Raw genomic sequence first — 21,100 nt, 5'->3', positions numbered from 1 at the left:
TCCTTATGTTTAAAATGAATATATTGATAAATTAAAGTATACAAGAACCTGGTGCCCAACACATTACAAAACCTAACATAACCTGACCAGACCTAACAATACTTGTCCTAAAAATTCACCACCCCATCAAACGCTTTCTTTGGTTTGTAATTCTGGTCGAATAAAAGCGGGTAATCTTTTCTGTTTGGTACAGGGAAATTATCCAGCCAGGTTGATTTATCAGAGACATTCCAGAAGGTGACGCCCGTTACGGTGCCTTTGTATTTTCTAAAAGTATCAAATATCATTTTGTAATGTGCAATTTGCTTTTGTTCCATTTCAGGCGTGAATTCGCTTTTATCCGTATCTTTTTTTTCCCTACGTTCATGTTCTTTTGGATATACTGAAACGTCCAGCTCGGTGATCTGAACGGCCAGCCCCAAATCCGCAAACTGTGTGATCGACTTTTCCAGCTCTGCCTGTGTAGGCTCAAAAATAGACCAGTGTGCCTGCAATCCTACCCCATGAATGGGGACATTTTTTTCCTTTAATTTTTTAACCAGCTGATAAATCTTTTCCCTTTTAACAGCGCTTTCAGTATTGTAATCATTGTAAAAAAGCTTCGCTTCCGGATCAACCGCATGTGCATATTCAAATGCTTTCTGAATGTAATCCTCACCGATAATCTGGTAAAATTTTGATTCACGGTAAATGCCTTTTCCCGTATCGGGTACCGCTTCATTCACCACATCCCAGGCGTAAATTTTTCCTTTGTACCGCGTCATTACGTCGGTAATATGCTGTTTCAGCCGGGCGAGCAGTTCCTCACGTGACACCTGCGCGCCAAGTGAGTCGGTAAAAAACCAACGCGGTGTCTGGTTGTGCCAGCATAGTGTATGTCCTCTTACCTTAATCCCATTATTTTGCCCAAAAGCCAGAATAGCATCCGCATCCTGCCAGTTATACCGGTTCTTTTCAGGATGGATCGGCCCCATTTTCATCGCATTTTCAGGCGTAATACTGCTGAACTGCTGTTTAATCAGCTCTGATTCCGGTCCTGTTAGGTTTCTTGGCGCAACCGCGACACCAATTGGAAAGTAATCTTTATATGCTTCTTTAAGCGTTTTCTGAGCCAAAAGGTTATCTGAGAAGAATAATGCCGCTGAAACAGCCACACACCGAACCCAAAATCCTAATCCCGACGATTTTACCATGACTTATATTGATAAAAATGATTTTCTACTTAAACAACAGCTGTGAAAACTGAAACAGATCATGTCGCCAAACCGGCCAGGTATGACCGCCCGGGTATTCGCTATACGCGTATTTTACGCCAAGTTCGTCAAATTTAGCACGCATGATTTTACAGTTATTAAAAGCAATATCTTCCTGACCGCCCATGGAGATCCAAAGGTTTTTGATGTTGCTATTAATTTTGTCTGTGTTATTTTTCATGAACTCATATTGCGGAGTGGCGAGTGCCGTGTTGTTGGCAAACCAACCGGAGCTGAATACGCCCAGTGAAGAAAATAGCTCCGTATTTCTGATTCCGGCATAAAGCGTTTGCATTCCTCCCATGGATAATCCTGCAAGCGCCCTGTTTTTCGCATCGGTTTCTACACGGAAGTTGCTTTCCACAAACGGAATAGCACTTTGTTTTAATTCGTTTTCAAATGATTTCAAAACATTTTCATTGAAACCGGCAATGCCACCTGTGCCACCCATGTTTCCATCCAGCATCACGATCACCATCGGTTTTGCTTTTCCCTCTGCAATCAGATTATCCAGAATCAGGTCTGTTTTGCCTTGGGTTGCCCATCCTCTCTGATCTTCGCCACCTCCGTGCAGCAGGTAAAGCACAGGGTATTTTTCTGTGGATTTATCATAGCCAGGAGGTGTATACACATACATTTCTCGCCAGCCGCCCATGGCTCTTGACTGGTATTTTTTGATACGGATATCTCCATGAGGAACATCTTTTTGCGCATAGTAGCCACCGTTGCGATATGGAATTTCAATACCGCTGGCCATTCTGCCCATCCCGTAAAAAGTTTCGCTCGCAGGATCAACCACGGCAACGCCATCAATCAGAAGGGAATAGTAGTGAAATCCTTTTCCGATAGAATCGGTTGTGACGGTCCAGAAACCACCGGTATCTTTCGCCATTTCATATTTCTTGCCCAGGTCAATCTGTACCTTTTGTGCCTGTGGGGCCTTTAACCTAAAAACAACCCGGTTATCCGGCAAGATCTGAGGGTATTGGGCAGAACGGATATTGGTCTCAGCACGTGTTCCCAAAAGGGTATATTTTGACAGAGAAGCATTATCAACTGGTTTGAACAAAAACTGAGAAAACATGTATAACCCGTTTTTCCAGACTTTAAAATCATGCACGCCCGGTTCAACATAATATACATGTGGAACCTGATGCTCGAACATGTAATCATGGGTCCGTTTGCTGAACGTGATCAGCCTGTCATTGTCACCGCAGGAAATGAAAAGCAGTTTTAACTTCTTCTTTGCTTCCTCAGGATTGGGCATCAGCTCAGTTGGAATTTTGGTGTTGGGTGCAGATGAAAATCCACCAACCCACGCAAACTGATCCAGGTTTCCCAACCCGAAATTAAGCGACTGCCCTCCTCCCATCGACAGCCCTGCGATGGCACGATGTTCACGGTCTTTCAACACGGGGTATTTGATTTCGATAAAAGGAATCAGATCTTTCAAAAGATCCTGTTCGAATGTTGCGAATGCAGCAACCTTATCCGGAGCCATGATGTTTCCTGATGCACGGTCGTCTTTCATTGCCCGGCCGTTTGGCATGACCACAATCATGGGCTCAATTTTCTTTTCAGCATAGAGGTTATCCAGGATCAGCTGCGGATTACCACCTTTCAGCCATTCCTTTTCGTCCCCGCCAATTCCATGCAAAAGATACAGAACCGGGTACTTTTTCTTTTTATCAAAACCGGGAGGCGTATACACCAATGCCTTACGCGTACTGCCAACCGTTTTCGATTGATATTGAACAGAATCTATTTTGCCGGCAGCAACGCCAGTCTGTACCGCATCATAACCCTTGGGCATTTCTTTCAATATCTCCTGCGCCCTGCCTCCAAAAGCCAGCAGCATCAGACTCATGACAATAGATAGTAATCGTTTCATAATTTCAAAGGGTTAGTAATTGATTTATTGAATTCATTGGTTATCCATGATTTTGGAAAATGCTTAACTTTTCACTTTGGATTATTGGCAGTAATCCGGAAATAGTCAAAATCTGCATATCCCCCAGCCTGCTTTGTGGCATAATTGAACAAACCGTAACGGTAACCCATAAAATGTGGAATCGTATAGGACATCTTCAAAGATTTGCCAATGGGCAGCCAGGACTTTCCATCCAGACTGTAAAAGAAACCGGCTGTATCTTTCTTATCCCGAAAATTACAATCGGCTTTCAGATAGATGATCTTTTTATTAAGTGCTATACTTTCTGCTTCCGCCACCATTCCGGTGGCGTTACTTACCATGACAATCTTAGCACTCCCTTTTTCTATTTTAATTCCGACAACTCCGTAGTTCTTTTGCAAAAGTCCTAATCCGGCAAAGTCGCCTTCTTTCATGTTTGAAACGTCAATGGAGACAGATGCCGATGACTCGGGGCCAATTGTTCGCTGGGTTAGGGTGTTTCGAGCCGACACGAAGGATGTATCAATTCGCCCTGTTTTCAAGCGTAAAAATCCTTTTCTTTCAGTTACTGACCACAACTTATTGTCAGGATTATGGTTCCATTGCCAGACGAGCGGTAAAGCAGGTTCTGTTTTTTTACGTGTAAATTCATCTGATGCCACGATACCAGGTATCAATCCTTTGCTGGCAGGCAGTTCTAATGTTTCAGGTACTTTTCCGTTACTGCCCAACACCGGCCATCCGGCTTCCCATTTTACCGGAACCAGATAAGGAATACGGCCCACGGCACCATAATCCCGAAAAAGATACGAATACCATTTTCCATCCGGTGTATCAATCAGTCCGCCTTGTGCTACGCCTAAATCCTGCAAGCCAACACGGCCTTCATATGGACCGGTAATTTTATCAGCCCTATGAATGACTACCGTACGCATGCTGCCTCTGGGCCAGGTAATATTAAAAAGATAGTATTTACCATTCACTTTGAGGAGCTGCGATCCTTCGGCCGGAAGTCCTCCACCGGTACCAGAAGGCAAACTGGCATTTTCGATAATAACCTGCTCAACAGCACCTTTTTTCACCGCCGAAGCATCTGCTTCGAGCTCTATCATTTTAATTTTACCAGCTCCGTAAACCAGATAAACCTTTCCGTCATCGTCAAAAAACAGGGAATGGTCATGGTATGACGGCCTGAAAGACGATACCTTCCAGGGGCCTTTTTCAATATTTTTTGTCGTAAAAATGTAGGTTTTCCCTGTTGTCTGTGCGAAGGTTGTTGCATAATACAATCCATTGTGATAGCGCAGACTGCTCGCCCAGGATCCTCTGCCATACGTACTTTTCCCATTGGTCAGACTAAGCTCATCCATGGTTGCCAGCGTATCATAGGCGTAACTGACCAATTGCCAGTTTACCAGATCCGTTGATTTCATGATCGGCAGCCCGGGACTCATGTGCATGGTGGTGCTGCTCATGTAATACGTATTGCCCACACGGATCATGGCCACGTCAGGCACATCGGCAAAAATCACCGGATTTTGCGCAGTCTGGGCATTTGACAAAAGGGGTATCAACAGGAAAATAGCCCCGAAAAGACCGAACCTAAATTTCTCTTTCATTACATGCAAGGTATATAGGAAGTTACTATTCAATCGGCCCAATCAGTTCAGCAAATGTTCCATCAGGATCCTGTACCAATACAAAATGTGAAGCTTTATTTAAAGGTGTGGGTGTACTTCCCAGAAAAGTAATGTTCCTTTCTTTTAACCTTTCAATAATCCCCTTTAGAGATTTCACCTGAATGGTAATGTATTGCACCCCTGTATCGTCCTGAATAAATTTCTGCTTAGGATGCGTTGCCTTCTTGCCAAAGCTCATCAGTTTCCATTCACTTGCCTCAGGGCTGTTTTCCAGTTTCAGAATATTGACATCAACCGCATCACCGCCGGTAAGACCTCCTCTTTTTCCAAATTCACCATTGATCGTAAAATTGCCGGTTTTCACCATGCCGATCGCATTGACATAAAAATCCAGCGAGCGTTCCATGTCCGCCACTACAACGCCTGATCCGATTTGTTTACTGGTAAAATTGGACTGTGAAAAGGCGGGCTTACCTGTCAAAAAAGCACAACATATAAACAATAACAGATATTGATAACTTCGCATAAGTCAGCTATTTAAGTAATTGATAATGAATATCAGAGATAAAATCTTGGTATAGGAGTCAGCTGTGATACCGGCCGGATGGTCATACCGGGAGTTATGGCCAGGCCGGATATCAACAGCTGAATATCTTGTTAACTCATTTAGAAGCTGGGAACATCGGATCACTACCACTGTATTTCAGATACTTAAATGACGCCGTGTTATCAACCTGATCTCCTGAAGAGGTAGCATACATACCAAACAGACAACCTATAAAACCACCTGCAACCTGCGTGCTCAGGAATTTCGCATCCACTTTATCTTTAAGTAACTCCCACTTTGATCCAGTTGAAAAGTGGAAACTATATGTATCTCCGTTTGCTGTAACACGTAGTTTCACAGGCTTGGAATCGTCGGCAAGAGGCATATGCGCGAGCAATTCCATAGTTCTCTTTTCTGCGCCGGCTTTGTGAAGCTGGATGACGGGCTTACCTTGTTGCAGGGATTTAGAGATAAAATAGAAATGCGACTCATCCTGCAGAATGGTTAGTCCGGCTTTTTCATTTTCAGACTTAACAGAGAAATTCAACTCCGTTTCGGCTGTGCAATACAAATGCTGCTGGCGCTTGCCGATGAATGATGGATTACCAAATTCCATGACCGTTTCCGGTTTTAGCTTCATGGTGAGGCCTGACTTTTTTGACAGCGAAAATGAACTGCTATCAATCGTGCGCATAAATAATAACGAAGGATCCAGGTTTTTTTCAAAAGTCAGCGTATAGTCGAAATTTCCCGCCTGAGGCAGCGCGTCCTTTTGCTGCACCTCCTTGTAATTTACCGTGTATTCGTACTTAATCTCTTTACTGCCAGGATTGATAATCGGCCAATCATTTTTCCATTCTACAGGAGCTATAAATGTTTCACGACCCGTATTATAGAAATTTCCTTCATAAGGGCGGACTGCAAGGAAAATAGCATAGGTTTTTCCATCGGGCCCGTCTACAAACTGCGCATGGCCAGCGGAAGTAATGGGGTCCTTACGATCCTCAGGCAGCCCCATTTGCGTTAAAATCGGGTTGTTTTCGTAAGGTACATAAGGGCCCCAAACCGACTTACTGCGAAAAACTACCTCCGTGTGATTCACAGATGTTCCTCCTTCAGCTGCGTATAGATAATACCAACCGTTTCTTTTCATAATATGTGGCGCTTCGATCCACACGGGTTTTTTGCTCAGGTCAACCCCACCGTTCACCAGCTGCTTTTCTTCCCCCACTACCTTTAATGTAGCCGGATCAAGTTCATACATCCGAATGGTCCTATGGCCGGAATAAAGCGCCTTTCTGTTTGGTGCATCACTGTTGTAAATAATGTAAGCCTTATTATCATCGTCAAAATAGAGTGACGGATCAATACCATGTACCTGCGGAACGCGTACAGGATTACTCCACGGACCAGCCGGGTTCTTGGCGGTTACTATGAAATTTCCGTCATGATCAATGTCGGTACAGGTAACATAATAGGTCCCATTATGATAGCTGATCGCAGGTGCAAAAAGTCCCCTTGTTAGCTTTTCTCCCATGAAATCCATTTGTGTTGCACGATCGATGACGTTACCGATCTGTTTCCAGTTTTTAAGATCCTTACTATGAAAAACTGGAATGCCCGGAAAATAGGAAAAGGTAGAGTTGACAAGGTAGTAGTCAGTTCCGACCTGGACTACACTTGGATCAGGATAAAAACCAGTCAGGATCGGGTTGACGATAGTCGTTGTTTGTGCCATGGAAGCATGCCCGATAAAGACGGATGCAACGAGTACTGCGGAGATAAATCTTTTAATCATTATTGTAAATCTTGTCCAGCGATAACACTTTATAAGTTATTGAAGTATAAACACATAAGACTTACCAGCTTGTGTTGGCATGTCATAAAGGAATGTTTCTTTAATAGTTGGTTGTACCATTTTCGTCTGCGGGGATACCACTGCATCAGCTACCTCCACATTGCGAAAAAACCCGTTGGAATTTTGTCCGGAAGCTACACTTAAAGACTTGCTATTTGCAGATTGCATTTTATTGGGGACACGAAGCCGAAGATTTCCACCCAGTTTAGATTTTACTTCAAGCTTTATTAATTTTCCTTCTGTCCATTGCATATCAACCACTTCAAACCCGCCTTGCGCCAGCAACCCGCCAATGTTTCCCTGCGGCCACACATCCGGAAGAGCCGGAAGTAGATGCACTGCTCCGTCCGCACTTTGCATCAGCATTTCAGTAATTCCCGAGGTACAACCAAAATTGCCGTCGATCTGAAAAGGGGGATGTGCGTCAAACAAATTGTTATAAGTTCCGCCGCCTTCTTTTGATGTACCCAATGGGGAAAGCTGATTTTTGATCAGTGTGAATGCGTGATTCCCATCCTGCAATCTGGCCCACCAGTTTACTTTCCAGCCCATACTCCATCCGGTCGATACATCACCGCGGTGCGTCAGCGTTGTTCTGGCAGCAGAAAACAGTTCAGGTGTTCGATAAGCCGAAATCTGATCCGAAGGGAACAATCCATACAAATGAGACACATGACGATGACGGTCATTTGGATCGTCCACATCATCCAGCCATTCTTGCAACTGTCCATGTTGACCAACATGCATAGGGGGTAAACGCTTTCTCTTTTCCCGTAGTGCATCCGCGAATGCAGCATCCGTTTTCAATATTTCAGCTGCACGAATAGCACTGGTAAAAACATCAAACGCAATCTGGTTATCCATGGTTGTCCCGGCATCCAGCGAAGACCCTTCATGGGCAGCCGGTGCATTCTCAGGAGAACTCCCCGGATTGACAACCAACCAGTGGTATTTGGGATGCTCTACCAGGAAATCCGCATAAAAATCGGCTGCGCCCTTTAGCACCGGATATATTTTTTTAAGGTATGATTTGTCTCCCTGATACAGATAATGCTGCCATAGATGCTGGCTTGTCCATCCACCTCCTGCAATCCACATTCCCCAAAAGGCTCCGTCGATAGCGCCAGTTGCACGCCATACATCAGTGTTGTGATGGGCCATCCATCCTCTGGCACCATACATGGTTCTGGCAGTTTCCTTACCGGTAACAGATAATTCCTCTACCATTTTCAAAAATGGCTCATGCAATTCACTCAGATTTGTTCTTTCCGCGGGCCAGTAGTTCATCTGTGCATTGATGTTGATGGTGTATTTACTGTCCCATGGCGGCCGCATTTTGTTGTTCCAGATTCCCTGTAGGTTGGCGGGCTGTCCACCAGGTTGTGAACTCGAAATCAATAAGTAACGCCCATACTGATAGTATAGCGTAACCAGTTCAGGATCATTCACATTACGAAAATTTTTAAGCCTCTCATCTGTCGGCAGACTACCCAGATCTGTCATACCCAAATCAAACTTTACACGTTTGAAATACTTCTGGTAGGCAGCAACATGTGGATTCAATATGGCACTGTACGACTTTGCATAGGCTTTGCTCAGATACGACAATGCCAGCGCATGTTCATCTCCGCTTACATCCTGATAGTTTTTAAAATTGGTGGCAATGGAAATATAAATAGTCGCTGCATTGGCTCCTTTAACAAGCAATGCCGTATCACTGGCTGACACCGTTCCCCCATCCGTTTTAATCCGTGTAATTCCTTCAAACCTGACCAATCCTTTGACACCTTCATGATCCGAAGCTGTACCGGTGATGGTTAGGTCATTACTGCCGGTTATTTTGATGGCCTTGTTCAAATGCAGGGATGCATAGGAGGCATCAAAAGTAAGTTGACCTGGTTTGTCTGCTGTTAATCGAATTACAATGACCCGGTCAGGAAAAGAGGCAAGCACTTCGCGTGTATAGTTCACGCCGTCAGCCTGATAGGTGGTTTTGGCTACGGCACGTTCAATGTCGAGTTCACGGTAATAGTTGGTATAGTTTTCATGTCCGGGGAAATTCAAATGCAGTTCGCCAAGTGGCTGAAACATTTGTCCGTGGGACTTTTTAGTGATGATGGCTTTATTGGCCAATTTCTCAGCTTCCTTTTGCTTTCCGTCAAAAATTAGTTTTCTAATTTCCGGCAATGCTGCCTGCGCATCCGGATTATCATTGCGGTTGGGTCCTCCAGACCATAATGTATGCTCGTTGAGCTGAATCCTTTCATTTGCCACATCTCCATACACCATCCCTCCGAGCCGTCCATTTCCTACAGGCAAAGCATTTTCCCAGACATTGCCCGACGGTTTATCATACCATAGCCTTTGTGTACGCTGCGTTTGCGAATAACCTGACGCTGCAACCGTCATCAATAACAGAATAAAAATACCTCTCATATTAATTGTAATCATGAATCAGATCTCTGATATATACCGCTACAAAATTGATGTCAAATGAAGTAGACGCCGGTAATAGATGGCTTAGATAAACTAGCTTTACCAGCCGGCGTCTACGTTGACAAAGCATCACGTTTTTTCAATGTGCATATAGTGTTTTCCGGTATCAGAACAGGGCAAGGGTTGATTTTTTATAATGATCAGGGAGTAATTGTTTTTATGTTTCCGCTGTTATCTCGCAACAATTCCCTCACTTTTACATTACGAAGGTGTGTTTTTCCTGAGATGGCTGCATCGTGGTAGAACAGATACCATTTCCCTTTAAATTCTACAATAGAATGATGCGTTGTCCAGCCTTCAACTGGCTTCATAATTACCCCTTTGTACGTGAATGGGCCATATGGTGAGTCGCCTTCTGCGTAACATAGCAAATGAGTATCACCCGTAGAATAGGAGAAGTAATATTTTCCGTTATACTTATGCATCCATGCACCTTCAAAGAAACGACGGTTGGTGTCACCGGCTAATAATGGCTTTCCGTTTTCATCCAAAATTTGTACATCACGTAAGGGTTCGCCGAACGATAACATATCATCCTTCATCACCGCAACTTTAGCATTTAAGGCAGGTTCATTTTCATGACCTTTACCCAGATCCATCATCAAGGTTTTATCGTAGGTTCCGGTATGCCAGCGCTGTAATTGTCCGCCCCAAATACCTCCCAGGTACATGTAGGATTTGCCATCTGTATCCGTAAAAACAGCTGGATCAATACTGTAACTTCCAGGTATGGGCTTTTCCTCCGGTTTAAATGGTCCGGTTGGTGATTTACTTGTAGCCACTCCAATCCGGAACACGCCTTCTTTGTCTTTGGCAGGAAAATACAGGTAATACATTCCATTTTTATATGCGGCATCCGGCGCCCACATTTGCTTTTCAGCCCAGTGCACATCTTTCACATCCAATGCTACACCATGGTCTGTCACTTTTCCTCCGATTTTATCCATGGAATACACGTGGTAGTCGCGCATTTGGAAATGTCCACCTTCATCATCTTGTGGCACATCTGCTTCAATATCATGCGATGGATAAATGTAGATTTTCCCGTTGAAAACATGTGCGGAAGGATCGGCAGTGTAAAGATCGCTTACCAAAGGTTTAATTTGAGCTGGTGTTTGCTGAGCGTAAACGCCTCCTACCCCAACTGCCAGTGTGAAAACAAGTTTGTTGAAAGAAAACATATCTGATGTTGTTATTAATTATTTGAATAGCTATGTGAGTAAGACGACGTAGCTGGAATATACTCTCGCAACACATATCCAAACCTTTCTTATCAGGAAAAACAGACTGTAAGAGAATGGCTGACCATTCCCTTACAGTTTTTGATTTTATCTGACCTTCTACATATATCCCGGATTCTGGTAGGCCGCTTTTTCTTCGGCTGTCATATCCAGGTTATCCAGCTGTCCTTGCGGAATAGGTCTCAGAAAATGATAGTTCTCAATAGTTCTGTTGTATTTCACAGGTTTGCGATCTCCCACTCCCGTACCACAAATGGTATAGCTAGCGCCAATTTCTTTCCAGGTTTGCGTGCGCACCAGATCATACCAGCGGTAGCCTTCACCATAGTACTCACGAGAACGTTCGGCAAGCAGATAGTTCAATGTGATCGTCGCCGGTGTGGCCGCGACCATGGCTGCACTGTTATCTGCTATTTTTTCAACATTACCCTGGTTGTTCCACCGCCACTTACCGGCACGTGCACGGATAACATTGATCAGTTCTCTTGCAGTTTTGCCCGATTGTGTAGAAGCGCCCTTTACAGCGGCCTCGGCTGCAATAAAGTAGAGCTCCGAGAATTTAGAGATGTTGAAAGGGCGTGTGTTGGCCGCATTAGGCTGGCCCAAACCTGTTCCATTATCCGTTCTGTAAGTTCCAAGTTTCCAAAGACCAGGGTATACCAGTCTGCTGATTGCACTCGGAGCAACAACGTAATCGGCTCTTCCGGGCAACACACCAAGACCTACACTGCTTTTGAAGACACTATTAGAATAGTCTATTGTCTCAGTGGGATCTTCATTCAGGAATGTAAGAATGGCATCACCCGGACGTACCTGCATATTGTTGGCATTATATAAGAATTCATTCGTTACCCCGGCCTTTGGCCAATTGCCGCGATAAGCGGTTGTAAATGTTCCATCGTAACGCGAATCGTTGGTTTTATCTGCGAAGGTGTTTTTAAACACTTCGTGAGGCGGCGCCATCCGTACCCATGGACGCCCAAGTGACTGATCCGCTTCACGCTGGACGGAATTGACGGTCTGAGGCGCACTCCAATTGGTTTTGGAACTGGTGATACTTGTATAATTCCATGTCAGCATCCATACCGCAAAGTTATCGGCATCACCACCACCAGCGTAGGTCAGGCTGGAACCGTTGAATAATTCGCTGGTTTCGGTGTGATCAGCATATAGCAGTATTTCACTGTTTCTATCATTCGGACCTAAGTTCACATCGTAGTAAGTATCTTGGAGCTTGAATGGACCCGGATCTGCAATAGCCTCAGTAGCGATATCATAAGCCTTCTGAAAATACCACTGTGCGTTGTGCCCATCTGGATCCGTACGCGGTGCAGCAGGGTAAGTGGGAATATTTTTAGGATTTTCTAACCACCAGCCATAAGTCAGATAGGCTTTGGCCAGATACAAACGCGCGACGGTTTTTGTTACTCCGCCAGTCACGCGTCCGGTAGCCGGCAGGTCATTCACCGCTTTGACAAGATCAGGAAAAATAGCCCTTGTATATACTTCCGGCACCGTGTTGCGAACTGAAGTTCTGAGTGTGGAGATATTAAAGGCCAGTTCTCCTGAACCCAAATCAAGTGGTACGCCTCCGAAAGCCTGTACCAGCAAAAAGTAGTCAAATGCGCGAAAGAAACGCGCTTCGGCGATCAGTGCTTCGGAAATGCCTACCTGCGTCGCATTTTCTATTACGCCGTTGGCTGTATTGATATTGGGAAACGCATTATACCAAACATTGCTCGCATCACTGTTATTGGGCATGATTAGTCCTCCACCCGACAGATCGTGGATTTGGAATCCACCACCACCACCGCTGGCTCCCCATGTAGCTTCATCAGTGCCGGTCATGCACGAGTTGTAGTAGTAGGCATTTCCAAAAATCCATCTCATGTGGGCGTACATGCCCGTCAGACCTCCGTAGACACCTTTTTCTGTTTTGAAATATTCCGGTGTGTAAATCGCCCTGGGTTTTTCTTCCAGAATATCTGTACATCCCAGTGAGAAAAGCACCAGAAGCATCAGTCCTTTAAGACTCAAAGATTGTATCCTTTTCATATAAAATGCTATTTAAAATGTCAAATTGATTCCTACCAGATAATTCCTTGTCGATGGCGTATTGGTACCTATTGTAAGTATACGTCTCAACGCGCCTGATAATGGAACCGCAGCATTCTCATTTCCATAAGAATTCGTTTCCGGATCCATGCCCGATTCTCTGTTATATGGAGAGAACATTACAAATGGGTTTTGGGCAGTGAAATAGAGTCTTAGCCTGCTAAGACCAACCTTTCCCAGCTGCTGGGAATCGAAGTTATAACCCAGCGTCATCGTTCTCACTTTCAGATAAGAAGCGTCAAAGTAACCAAGTGTACTACCGTATTTCGGGTTGTCGCCACCTATTCCGCCAGGCGCAGGATATTTTGCAGATGTGTTCTCGGGTGTCCAATAATCCACTTTTACGTTATTACCCGATCTTGCATTCAGGTTATTCAAATATCCGGAAGAGCCATAAAGCGTACTATTGAGCAAGCCACCTTTTTTAAACGCACCTACAATTCCCAGATCGAAACCTTTGTATGAGACATGGGTGTTAAATCCACCCTGGAAGTCAGGCTGCATACTGATAATCTGTCGGTCACTTGCATTAATGGCTCTGGTTGGAACACCATCGCTGTTGTAATCACCAGTATATTTTACTTTAATCATACCTGCGTTACCACCCGGCTCCAGAATATTTCTGTGCTCATCGTCTGCCTGCCAGATCCCTATTTTTTCATAGTCAAATATAGAATTGATCGGATGACCTACGAACCACCAGTTTCCTTCATCACGTTGCTGTCCCGAAGAAAGTGACACCAATTTGTTGCGGTTTGTATAGATGTTGAAACCTACATCCCAAGTCCAGCCATTCACATTTTCGAGAATCGTCCCGTTTAAATTAAATTCAACACCTCTGTTTTGCGTCTGTCCGATATTGGCAGTGTAACTGCCCACACCGGATGTAGGAGGCAAGCCAACACCAAGCAATACGTTTTTAGTTTGCTGGGAGTAATATTCAACTGTACCAGACAATCGATTACTCAACAGTTTGAAATCCAGACCGAAGTTGACCGTATTTGAGAATTCCCATCCTAAACGTGGATTGGGTGCATTGGATACATAGAAGCCCGTTGAATACGTATCATCGCCAAAGTTGTAAGGTCTTGTGGATAGCAGTCCTAGGGTTTCGTAAGGGTTCACGGCCTGGTTGGACGTTTGTCCATAGCCCGCTCTTAGTTTAAGCAGATTAATTTGCGGTATGCCAGCCATGAAATTCTCCTTGGAGATATTCCAACCCGCAGATACCGCTGGATAGGCATTCCATTGGTATCCGGATGCAAGGCGGGACGACCCGTCAGAACGATAGGTAACACTGATCATGTAACGATCGTCATAGGAATACATCACACGACCCATGTAGGAGAGAAGTCCCCACTGGTTATAACCCTGGTTGGCAGGATTCACTGTAATGATCCCATCAGCTCGACCCAGGTTATAGAATTGGAAAGCATCCGAGGGAATGTCGCGCGCAGCAACGGATGAGTTGTTGGTGGTATTCTGCTGCGCTGAGTACAGCGCTACAGCATTGATAATGTGCTTATTAAAGGTCTTGTCGTAGCTTAATAAATTTTCGATCGCCCAGTTAGTTGTCAACGAATTATTGATACCTCCTTCAGAGACATTTAACGGATTTCCACTGAAAACACCCTGACCACGGTAATTTCCGCCTGTGGTATGTCTGAAATTCAAACCAAGATTGGCGCGGTACTTTAAGCCTGTTACACCCGGAATTTTTAATTCTCCAAACAGCGTATTGTAGGAACCATATGCTTTCGACTGATCAATGTAACTGTCACCCAGGCTATTGAATCTTTCTCGCGACGGCACCCACTGCGGACCCGATGTCTGCTCCTGAACCAGGGTTTTCATCGTACCATCTGCATTGTAAGGATTGGTGATCGGAGTTCTGCCAAGCGCCATACCTACTGCAGGTATATTGTTTCCATTATTAATGGTAAAGTTTGAGTTGGTTGATAAGCCTAGTTTGATATACTTATTGATATCCTGGTCAACCGATCCCTGTAGTGTGTACCGGGTAAAATTCTGTAAAGGAACAACCGCATTCTCCTTATAATAACCCAGTCCGAACGAGTAGCTTCCTTTCTCAGTGCCAGCTGATACGCTCAAATCATGGCTTGTCATCATTCCATTTCGGTATATCATATCCTGCCAATCGGTATTAACATCATTGGATTCATCGATTGTGTTTTGGAATGTTTGAAGACTGGCAGCACGTAATGCAGCATATTCAGGTCCGTTCATCATCGGATACTTGGCAAAAACAGTTGTTGTGCCATGAAATCCATTGTAATTGAAAAGTGCCTTCTGTCCGCGTTTACCTGTATTTGTTGTGATCAATATGACACCATTGGCACCACGCGAACCATAAATGGCAGTGGCGGATGCATCCTTCAGTATATCCAGACTCTTGATATTGTTGGGATTGATGTCGGTAAGTGAACCTGCAAAAGGAATCCCGTCGAGAACGATTAAGGGATTATTATCCGCCCTTAATGAACGTTGTCCCCTGATCAGGATTTGCATGGCAGCACCCGGTTTTGAAGAAGTTTGTGAAATATCCACACCTACTACACGTCCCTGTAAAGCTTGCGACAAGTTGGCCGAGGGCACCTCTCTCATGATATCTCCGGTTATGGATACCACAGACCCTGTTACTGCTTCCTGGCGCTGCGTACCATAACCTACAACTACTACCTCATTGAGCACCTTATGATCACTTTTTAAAACAGCATTGATCGTTGTTTGCGAACCGACTGCAACTTCCTGTGACATGTAACCTACAAGCGAGATAACCAAAATTGCATTTGACTCTTCGGAAACGCGTAGTTTGAAGGTACCGTCCTCATCTGTAATCGTTCCGCTGGTAGTAGCCTTTACTAATATACTCGCGCCCGGCAGCCCAACTCCATCTTCGTCGGTCACTTTACCCGTAATTTCGACGTCGGCTACAGAGACAGACCGGTGTCTGCTACTGTAATTAGCCAGTACTCCGCTACCTGCAATAGCTTTATCCGACGCTCCCCCAAGTAATAAAATGGGAAGGCCGCACATGCTCGCAACCCTTGCCCACGTATTTCGGTTTAATAAACAGTCATGCATAATTGATGTATGATTTGATGGTTTAATTCAGTTCTAAATTTCATCCCGACGGTCTATGATCCGGAATGTCCACCACCAGCAGATTTGCAGGTAGCAAGTTTCGCTTTACGTTTAGTTGTTATCATCTCATAGAGCTTGGGTTAAAAAATGTTTGAAAATCTTTCATTGCTTGAGTTGGACGGTTCGGTTTACGTATGCTGGCAAAATAAATTAGTGTCAATTTGACAATACTTAATTTGAACGTGATGATTGGGACTGATGCGTCTTTCAACATATTGCACTGACTGGCATTACATTGGCAGCCATTAACAAATGCGGAGCGAATACATCAAAATCTGTTCATCATTTTTTCCAGATATTATTTAATTTATTGCTTACAAAAGTAGTACTCATTGAAGGCGTGGCGTGAGCACATTTGTTCATTTTACCAGTACTATTGTTCAAATTCTCCAAAAAAATGCCCGATTTTGAGACAAACTTGCATTTTTTGGATTTATTTCCCGTTTTTGCAGCATAGTTAGCTCAATGTTGATATAACAAAACATAACCACCAAGAATCAAGATTTCCATAGGCCATATTAAATTCTGCTAACCTAGGGGTAGCCTGTATAATTCATCACTCCGATGCACTTAAATACTTCTCTCTCGATCCGATTAATTTGTGTGGTGATACTGTTGCATGCGGTAACTTCTTTTGCTTTTGCGCAACATCCCAAACCTAAGTTCACTTCCCTGACGTCCATGGATGGGTTGTCTTCCAATACTGTAAATGCTATTGTTAAAGACCGCTACGGACTGATGTGGTTCGCGACCGAAGACGGTTTAAATAAATTCGATGGTACTGACGTATCGGTTTATCGCCATAATAAAGCAGATTCAACATCTTTGAAGTCAAGTGAGATTTCCAGTCTGCACCAGGATTCTGGGGATCGCATTTGGATTGGCACCACCGAAGGTGGACTACACCTTTACAACAGGAAGAAGGATTCTTTTGTAAATATACCCTCTCCTCACAGTGTAACCAGCATAACCAGCGATGCCAAAGGCAAGTTATGGGTAGGAACCACAAGCGGATTAATCAATGTAAATCCCGAAACTCATCAGATCAGCACCTATTCTTCTGCGGCAAATATTCCTGATCAAATATCAAAAGGATTAATCCTCAGTGTTGCTATAGACAGAAAGCAAAGAGTGTGGATAGGCTCCAACAAAGGCTTATTCAGAATTGACCCTTCTGATAAATATGAAGAACATGTGAACTACCTGCAATCACTTCCGGATGATGCTGGCTCGCGGTCAGTGAAGTCTATTGAACAAGATCGAGAAGGATATATGTGGGTAGGTACATTCAGTGGGTTGTTTAAGCTGAATGAGCATGGACAAATACTTAAGAATTTCAGGTTTGAGGCGGGCAATACCAACTCATTGAGCAGCAATATGGTATTTGCCATTGCCCGGGTGAACGACAGATACCTGTGGATTTGCACCGATGCCGGCCTGAATATTCTGGATACCAGCAACGGAAACATCACGCGGTATTTTCCTGATCCAAGAACACAGTTCAGTCTGAGCAATAAGTCAGTACGTAGCATACTGATTGATAATGAGGGCATTTGCTGGCTTGGCACTTACAAGGGAGGCGTCAATAAGTACGATAAGAACCTGGCTATTTTCGGATTGATACGGTCTGACATGAACGATCCATATGGCTTGAATGCGCCATTTGTCACATCATTTGCACAAAGCGGGGCCGCAGGATTATTTGTCGGTACAGATGGTGGAGGTCTTAATTTGTACAACCGCGAAACCAATCTATTTAAAAGATTCCCCATTAATCCTAAAAACAAAATTGCCTCTTCAGGTCTGGCTATTTTAACACTCGAATTGGCCTCGGAAAATGATCTTTGGATTGGAACCTTTCAGGATGGTCTTTTCCGCTTTAACCCCAAGACAGGCACTTACAAGCAATTTACCAGAGGTAAAGACTCATTAAGCCTGGCTAATAATGATATTTTTTGTCTGAAAAAAGATAAGTCTGGTAATGTATGGATAGGCACGAATGGAGGCGGTGTACATCTGCTTAATCCCAAAACAGAACATATAACCAGGTACTATCATCCGGAGCTGCCTATCTCTCAGAGGGCCATTCCGCTTAATGGCTATATCAGAGATATCATGCAGGATAGCCGGGGACAGATCTGGATTGCTTCACATGGTACAGGTATTGCAGTTTTCAATCCGAATACGCGCAAAGCGATTGTACTGAATAAGAATAATAGCAACCTGCCAAGCAATATTACTTTCTCGCTACTGGAAGACAGTAAAGGGAATATCTGGGTTGGAACATCCGGCGAAGGCTTAGCCCTTTACAATGCGCAAACACGAAAATTCACAACCTATGGCGAAAAGGAAGGGCTGGCAAGTAATATAGTCAACAAGGTACTTGAGGATGCTCAGGGAAGGATATGGGTAAGTACCAATCAGGGTATCAGTTTCTTTGATACAAAAAATAAAAAATTCAATAACTACACGTCCTACAACGGAATCCAGAACAAGACATTTGTACTTGGAGCAGGCATCCGCGCTACTGACAACACCCTTTTCTTTGGAGGAATCGACGGATTCAATCACATCGATACACGGAGCTTACCGGCAGGCAAAAGCATTCCACCGATTATCCTTAAAAATCTCCGAATCGGTAACCGGGACATTACGCCTTTGGATTCAAATTTCATTGATGCGGACATTTCGGTGGCTAAAACGATAAGTCTGGACTATAAACAGAACTTTTCAGTAAGTTATGCAGCCCTCGACTACACCAATCCCAAACAGATGCGTTACCGCCACCGACTTGTAGGCATGCAGTCGGAATGGAATGAAACGGGAACAGGTAATATGGCGAGTTACACCAACCTCAGCCCTGGCAATTACGTATTTGAAGTACAGGCAAGCAGCGACGGGTCTAATTGGGGACCTCAAACCAAGTCTGTTGAGGTTATTGTAAAACCCCCTTTCTATTTGACGATTTATGCCTATATCTTATATATTCTGATCCCATTAGGAATTGTCTTGTATATGAGGCGCCGAGGTATACAGAAGCTCCAAAGGCAATTCAAAGAACAGCAACAAAAGGCGGAAGCTGAACAGGCAAAAGAGCTGGATCGCATGAAAATCAAATTTCTCACCAATTTAAGTCATGAGTTTAGAACACCAATATCATTAATTCTGGCACCGGTAGATAACCTTTTGTCTAAGACTAAGTCAACTGAATTGCATCCGTCGGTTACGGCTATCAAACGAAATGCCAAACGATTACTTAACCTGGTCGACCAGCTTCTTGACTTTAAAAATATGCAACAGCAGGAAGTTACGCTTGATCTGAGCCGAAAAGATGTCATCCTATATATCAGGGATACATGCGACCAATTCAGTGATCTTTCAATCAGAAAGGGAATTGCGTTTAGAATTGAAAGCAGTGTAAGCCAGCTTTTCATGGATTTTGATGCAGAGAAACTTGAACGTATCCTATTTAATTTATTGTCAAATGCATTCAAATTCACCCCAAAAGGCGGCGCGGTGCAGCTGGAAATCGATCACGAGTCCGGCTCTTCAGATAATAACCTTTTAATAATTACTATCGAAGATACAGGAATTGGCATCCCTGAGGACAAGCACGAAAAGATCTTTGACCGCTTTTTCCAAAACGATACGGATCTGTCTGTGCTCAACCAGGGAAGTGGTATTGGCTTATCTATTGTGCGGGAATTCGTGCAACTGCATCAAGGAACCATCACCGTAGCCAGCGAGCCAGGCTCAGGCAGTACTTTTACAGTAAAGCTTCCAATTGCTCCAGATAGTGCTCCCGTTCCTTCACAACAGAAGACCATGGGGTCAGCTGATGTATCCGACGTTACTGACGCGGCGGCAGGTAAACCGGAGAAAACGCAAATGGATGATCCATCAACGGTGTTGATCATTGAAGATAATGACGAATTCAGGCATTACCTCAAAGAGAGCTTGCTACCATTTTATCAGGTTATTGAAGCAAACAATGGAAAAGAAGGCTGGCAGAAAACGCTCAGCCATCATCCGGAACTCATCGTTAGTGACATTGCCATGCCTGAGATGGATGGGATATCTCTGAGCCAGAAGATCAAGGCTGACAAACGCACCAAACACATTCCGATTATTCTACTTACCGCTTCTACAGGCGAGCAGCAGCAATTGGAAGGGCTCAATTCCGGTGCAAATGATTATCTGACCAAACCCTTTAATTTTGAAATTCTCAACGCGAAAATCAATAATCTGATTCTTTTGAACCGGCTGCTAAAAGGTGTTTATTCCCGCCACATCAAAATTTCAGGTCAGGATCCGCAGATACAATCCAGCCAGGAAAAATTGCTAAAGGATATGCTCGCCTACATCGAAGACAATCTGCACACTTCCCAGCTCAGCGTGGAAAATCTAAGCAAACATGTAGGCATGAGCCGTGGCACATTGTATAGTAAAGTACTGGAAATGAGCGGACAAACGCCTATCGAATTTATCCGGTCGATCAAGCTTGAAAAAGCGGCAGTCCTGCTTGAAAACAGTGATCTGAGCATTTCACAAATTTCTTATATGACCGGTTTTACCGCACCTAATTATTTTGCGAAGTCATTTAAAGCAAAGTTTAATATGCTCCCTACGGAATATAAGGCAATGAAAAGAAGACAGCCTCCACTAGTTCATGCTCCATGAGCAGTTCAACTATCACGCAAATGAATGAATAGTGGATTTATTGCCATTCGGATAGGTTTTCTGCGTACAGCTTATTATTACCGGAAAGATCAGGATTGTTGCAGAACCTAATGATTATCTTCAGACAAAAAAAGAGTCTGTGAATGTCCTGCATAACGCAGGCAGATCACAGACTCCCATGAAATATTAACTG

At 44.0% G+C, this 21,100-nt stretch carries 10 protein-coding genes; 1 reads left to right on the top strand and 9 read right to left on the bottom strand.

Features of this window, described 5'->3' with window-relative positions; translation table 11 throughout:
* Positions 1-107: 107 nt before the first annotated feature.
* The 9 genes from AC1XUE_RS00240 to AC1XUE_RS00200 form a co-directional block, all read right to left on the bottom strand.
* Positions 108-1,193 (bottom strand): endo-1,4-beta-xylanase, encoded by a 1,086-nt coding sequence (locus tag AC1XUE_RS00240; RefSeq protein WP_483353911.1) that lies wholly within the window; start codon positions 1,191-1,193, stop codon positions 108-110.
* Positions 1,194-1,218: 25 nt separating this feature from the next.
* Positions 1,219-3,144: an alpha/beta hydrolase-fold protein gene (locus tag AC1XUE_RS00235; RefSeq protein WP_483353910.1), complete on the bottom strand. Its 1,926-nt coding sequence runs from the start codon at positions 3,142-3,144 to the stop codon at positions 1,219-1,221.
* Between the two features lie 71 nt (positions 3,145-3,215).
* A complete protein-coding gene (locus AC1XUE_RS00230; protein ID WP_483353909.1) occupies positions 3,216-4,784 on the bottom strand; it encodes a glycoside hydrolase family 43 protein in 1,569 nt (522 codons plus the stop codon).
* Positions 4,785-4,809: 25 nt separating this feature from the next.
* Positions 4,810-5,331 carry a VOC family protein gene (locus AC1XUE_RS00225; RefSeq protein ID WP_483353908.1) on the bottom strand — a complete coding sequence of 174 codons (522 nt, stop codon included), beginning with the start codon at positions 5,329-5,331 and terminating at the stop codon, positions 4,810-4,812.
* 136 nt (positions 5,332-5,467) lie between these two features.
* On the bottom strand, positions 5,468-7,150 hold the full coding sequence (locus AC1XUE_RS00220) for a glycoside hydrolase family 43 protein (RefSeq protein WP_483353907.1): 1,683 nt from the start codon (positions 7,148-7,150) through the stop codon (positions 5,468-5,470).
* A gap of 36 nt (positions 7,151-7,186) precedes the next feature.
* Complete coding sequence (locus AC1XUE_RS00215; protein WP_483355984.1) at positions 7,187-9,646, bottom strand: glycoside hydrolase family 95 protein; 2,460 nt, start codon at positions 9,644-9,646, stop codon at positions 7,187-7,189.
* A 200-nt stretch (positions 9,647-9,846) separates the two neighbouring features.
* Positions 9,847-10,887 carry a glycoside hydrolase family 43 protein gene (locus AC1XUE_RS00210; RefSeq protein WP_483353906.1) on the bottom strand — a complete coding sequence of 347 codons (1,041 nt, stop codon included), beginning with the start codon at positions 10,885-10,887 and terminating at the stop codon, positions 9,847-9,849.
* Between the two features lie 159 nt (positions 10,888-11,046).
* On the bottom strand, positions 11,047-13,002 hold the full coding sequence (locus AC1XUE_RS00205; protein ID WP_483353905.1) for a RagB/SusD family nutrient uptake outer membrane protein: 1,956 nt from the start codon (positions 13,000-13,002) through the stop codon (positions 11,047-11,049).
* Between the two features lie 12 nt (positions 13,003-13,014).
* Positions 13,015-16,167, bottom strand: a complete 3,153-nt coding sequence (locus AC1XUE_RS00200; protein ID WP_483353904.1) for a SusC/RagA family TonB-linked outer membrane protein — start codon at positions 16,165-16,167, stop codon at positions 13,015-13,017.
* A 624-nt stretch (positions 16,168-16,791) separates the two neighbouring features.
* On the opposite strand from AC1XUE_RS00200, the gene AC1XUE_RS00195 reads away from it, so the two are divergent.
* Complete coding sequence (locus tag AC1XUE_RS00195; protein WP_483353903.1) at positions 16,792-20,907, top strand: hybrid sensor histidine kinase/response regulator transcription factor; 4,116 nt, start codon at positions 16,792-16,794, stop codon at positions 20,905-20,907.
* Positions 20,908-21,100 lie beyond the last annotated feature (193 nt).

The organism is Dyadobacter sp. HNCC25DJ187 (assembly GCF_056895255.1).
This window is presented reverse-complemented; position numbering and strand designations above follow the sequence as displayed.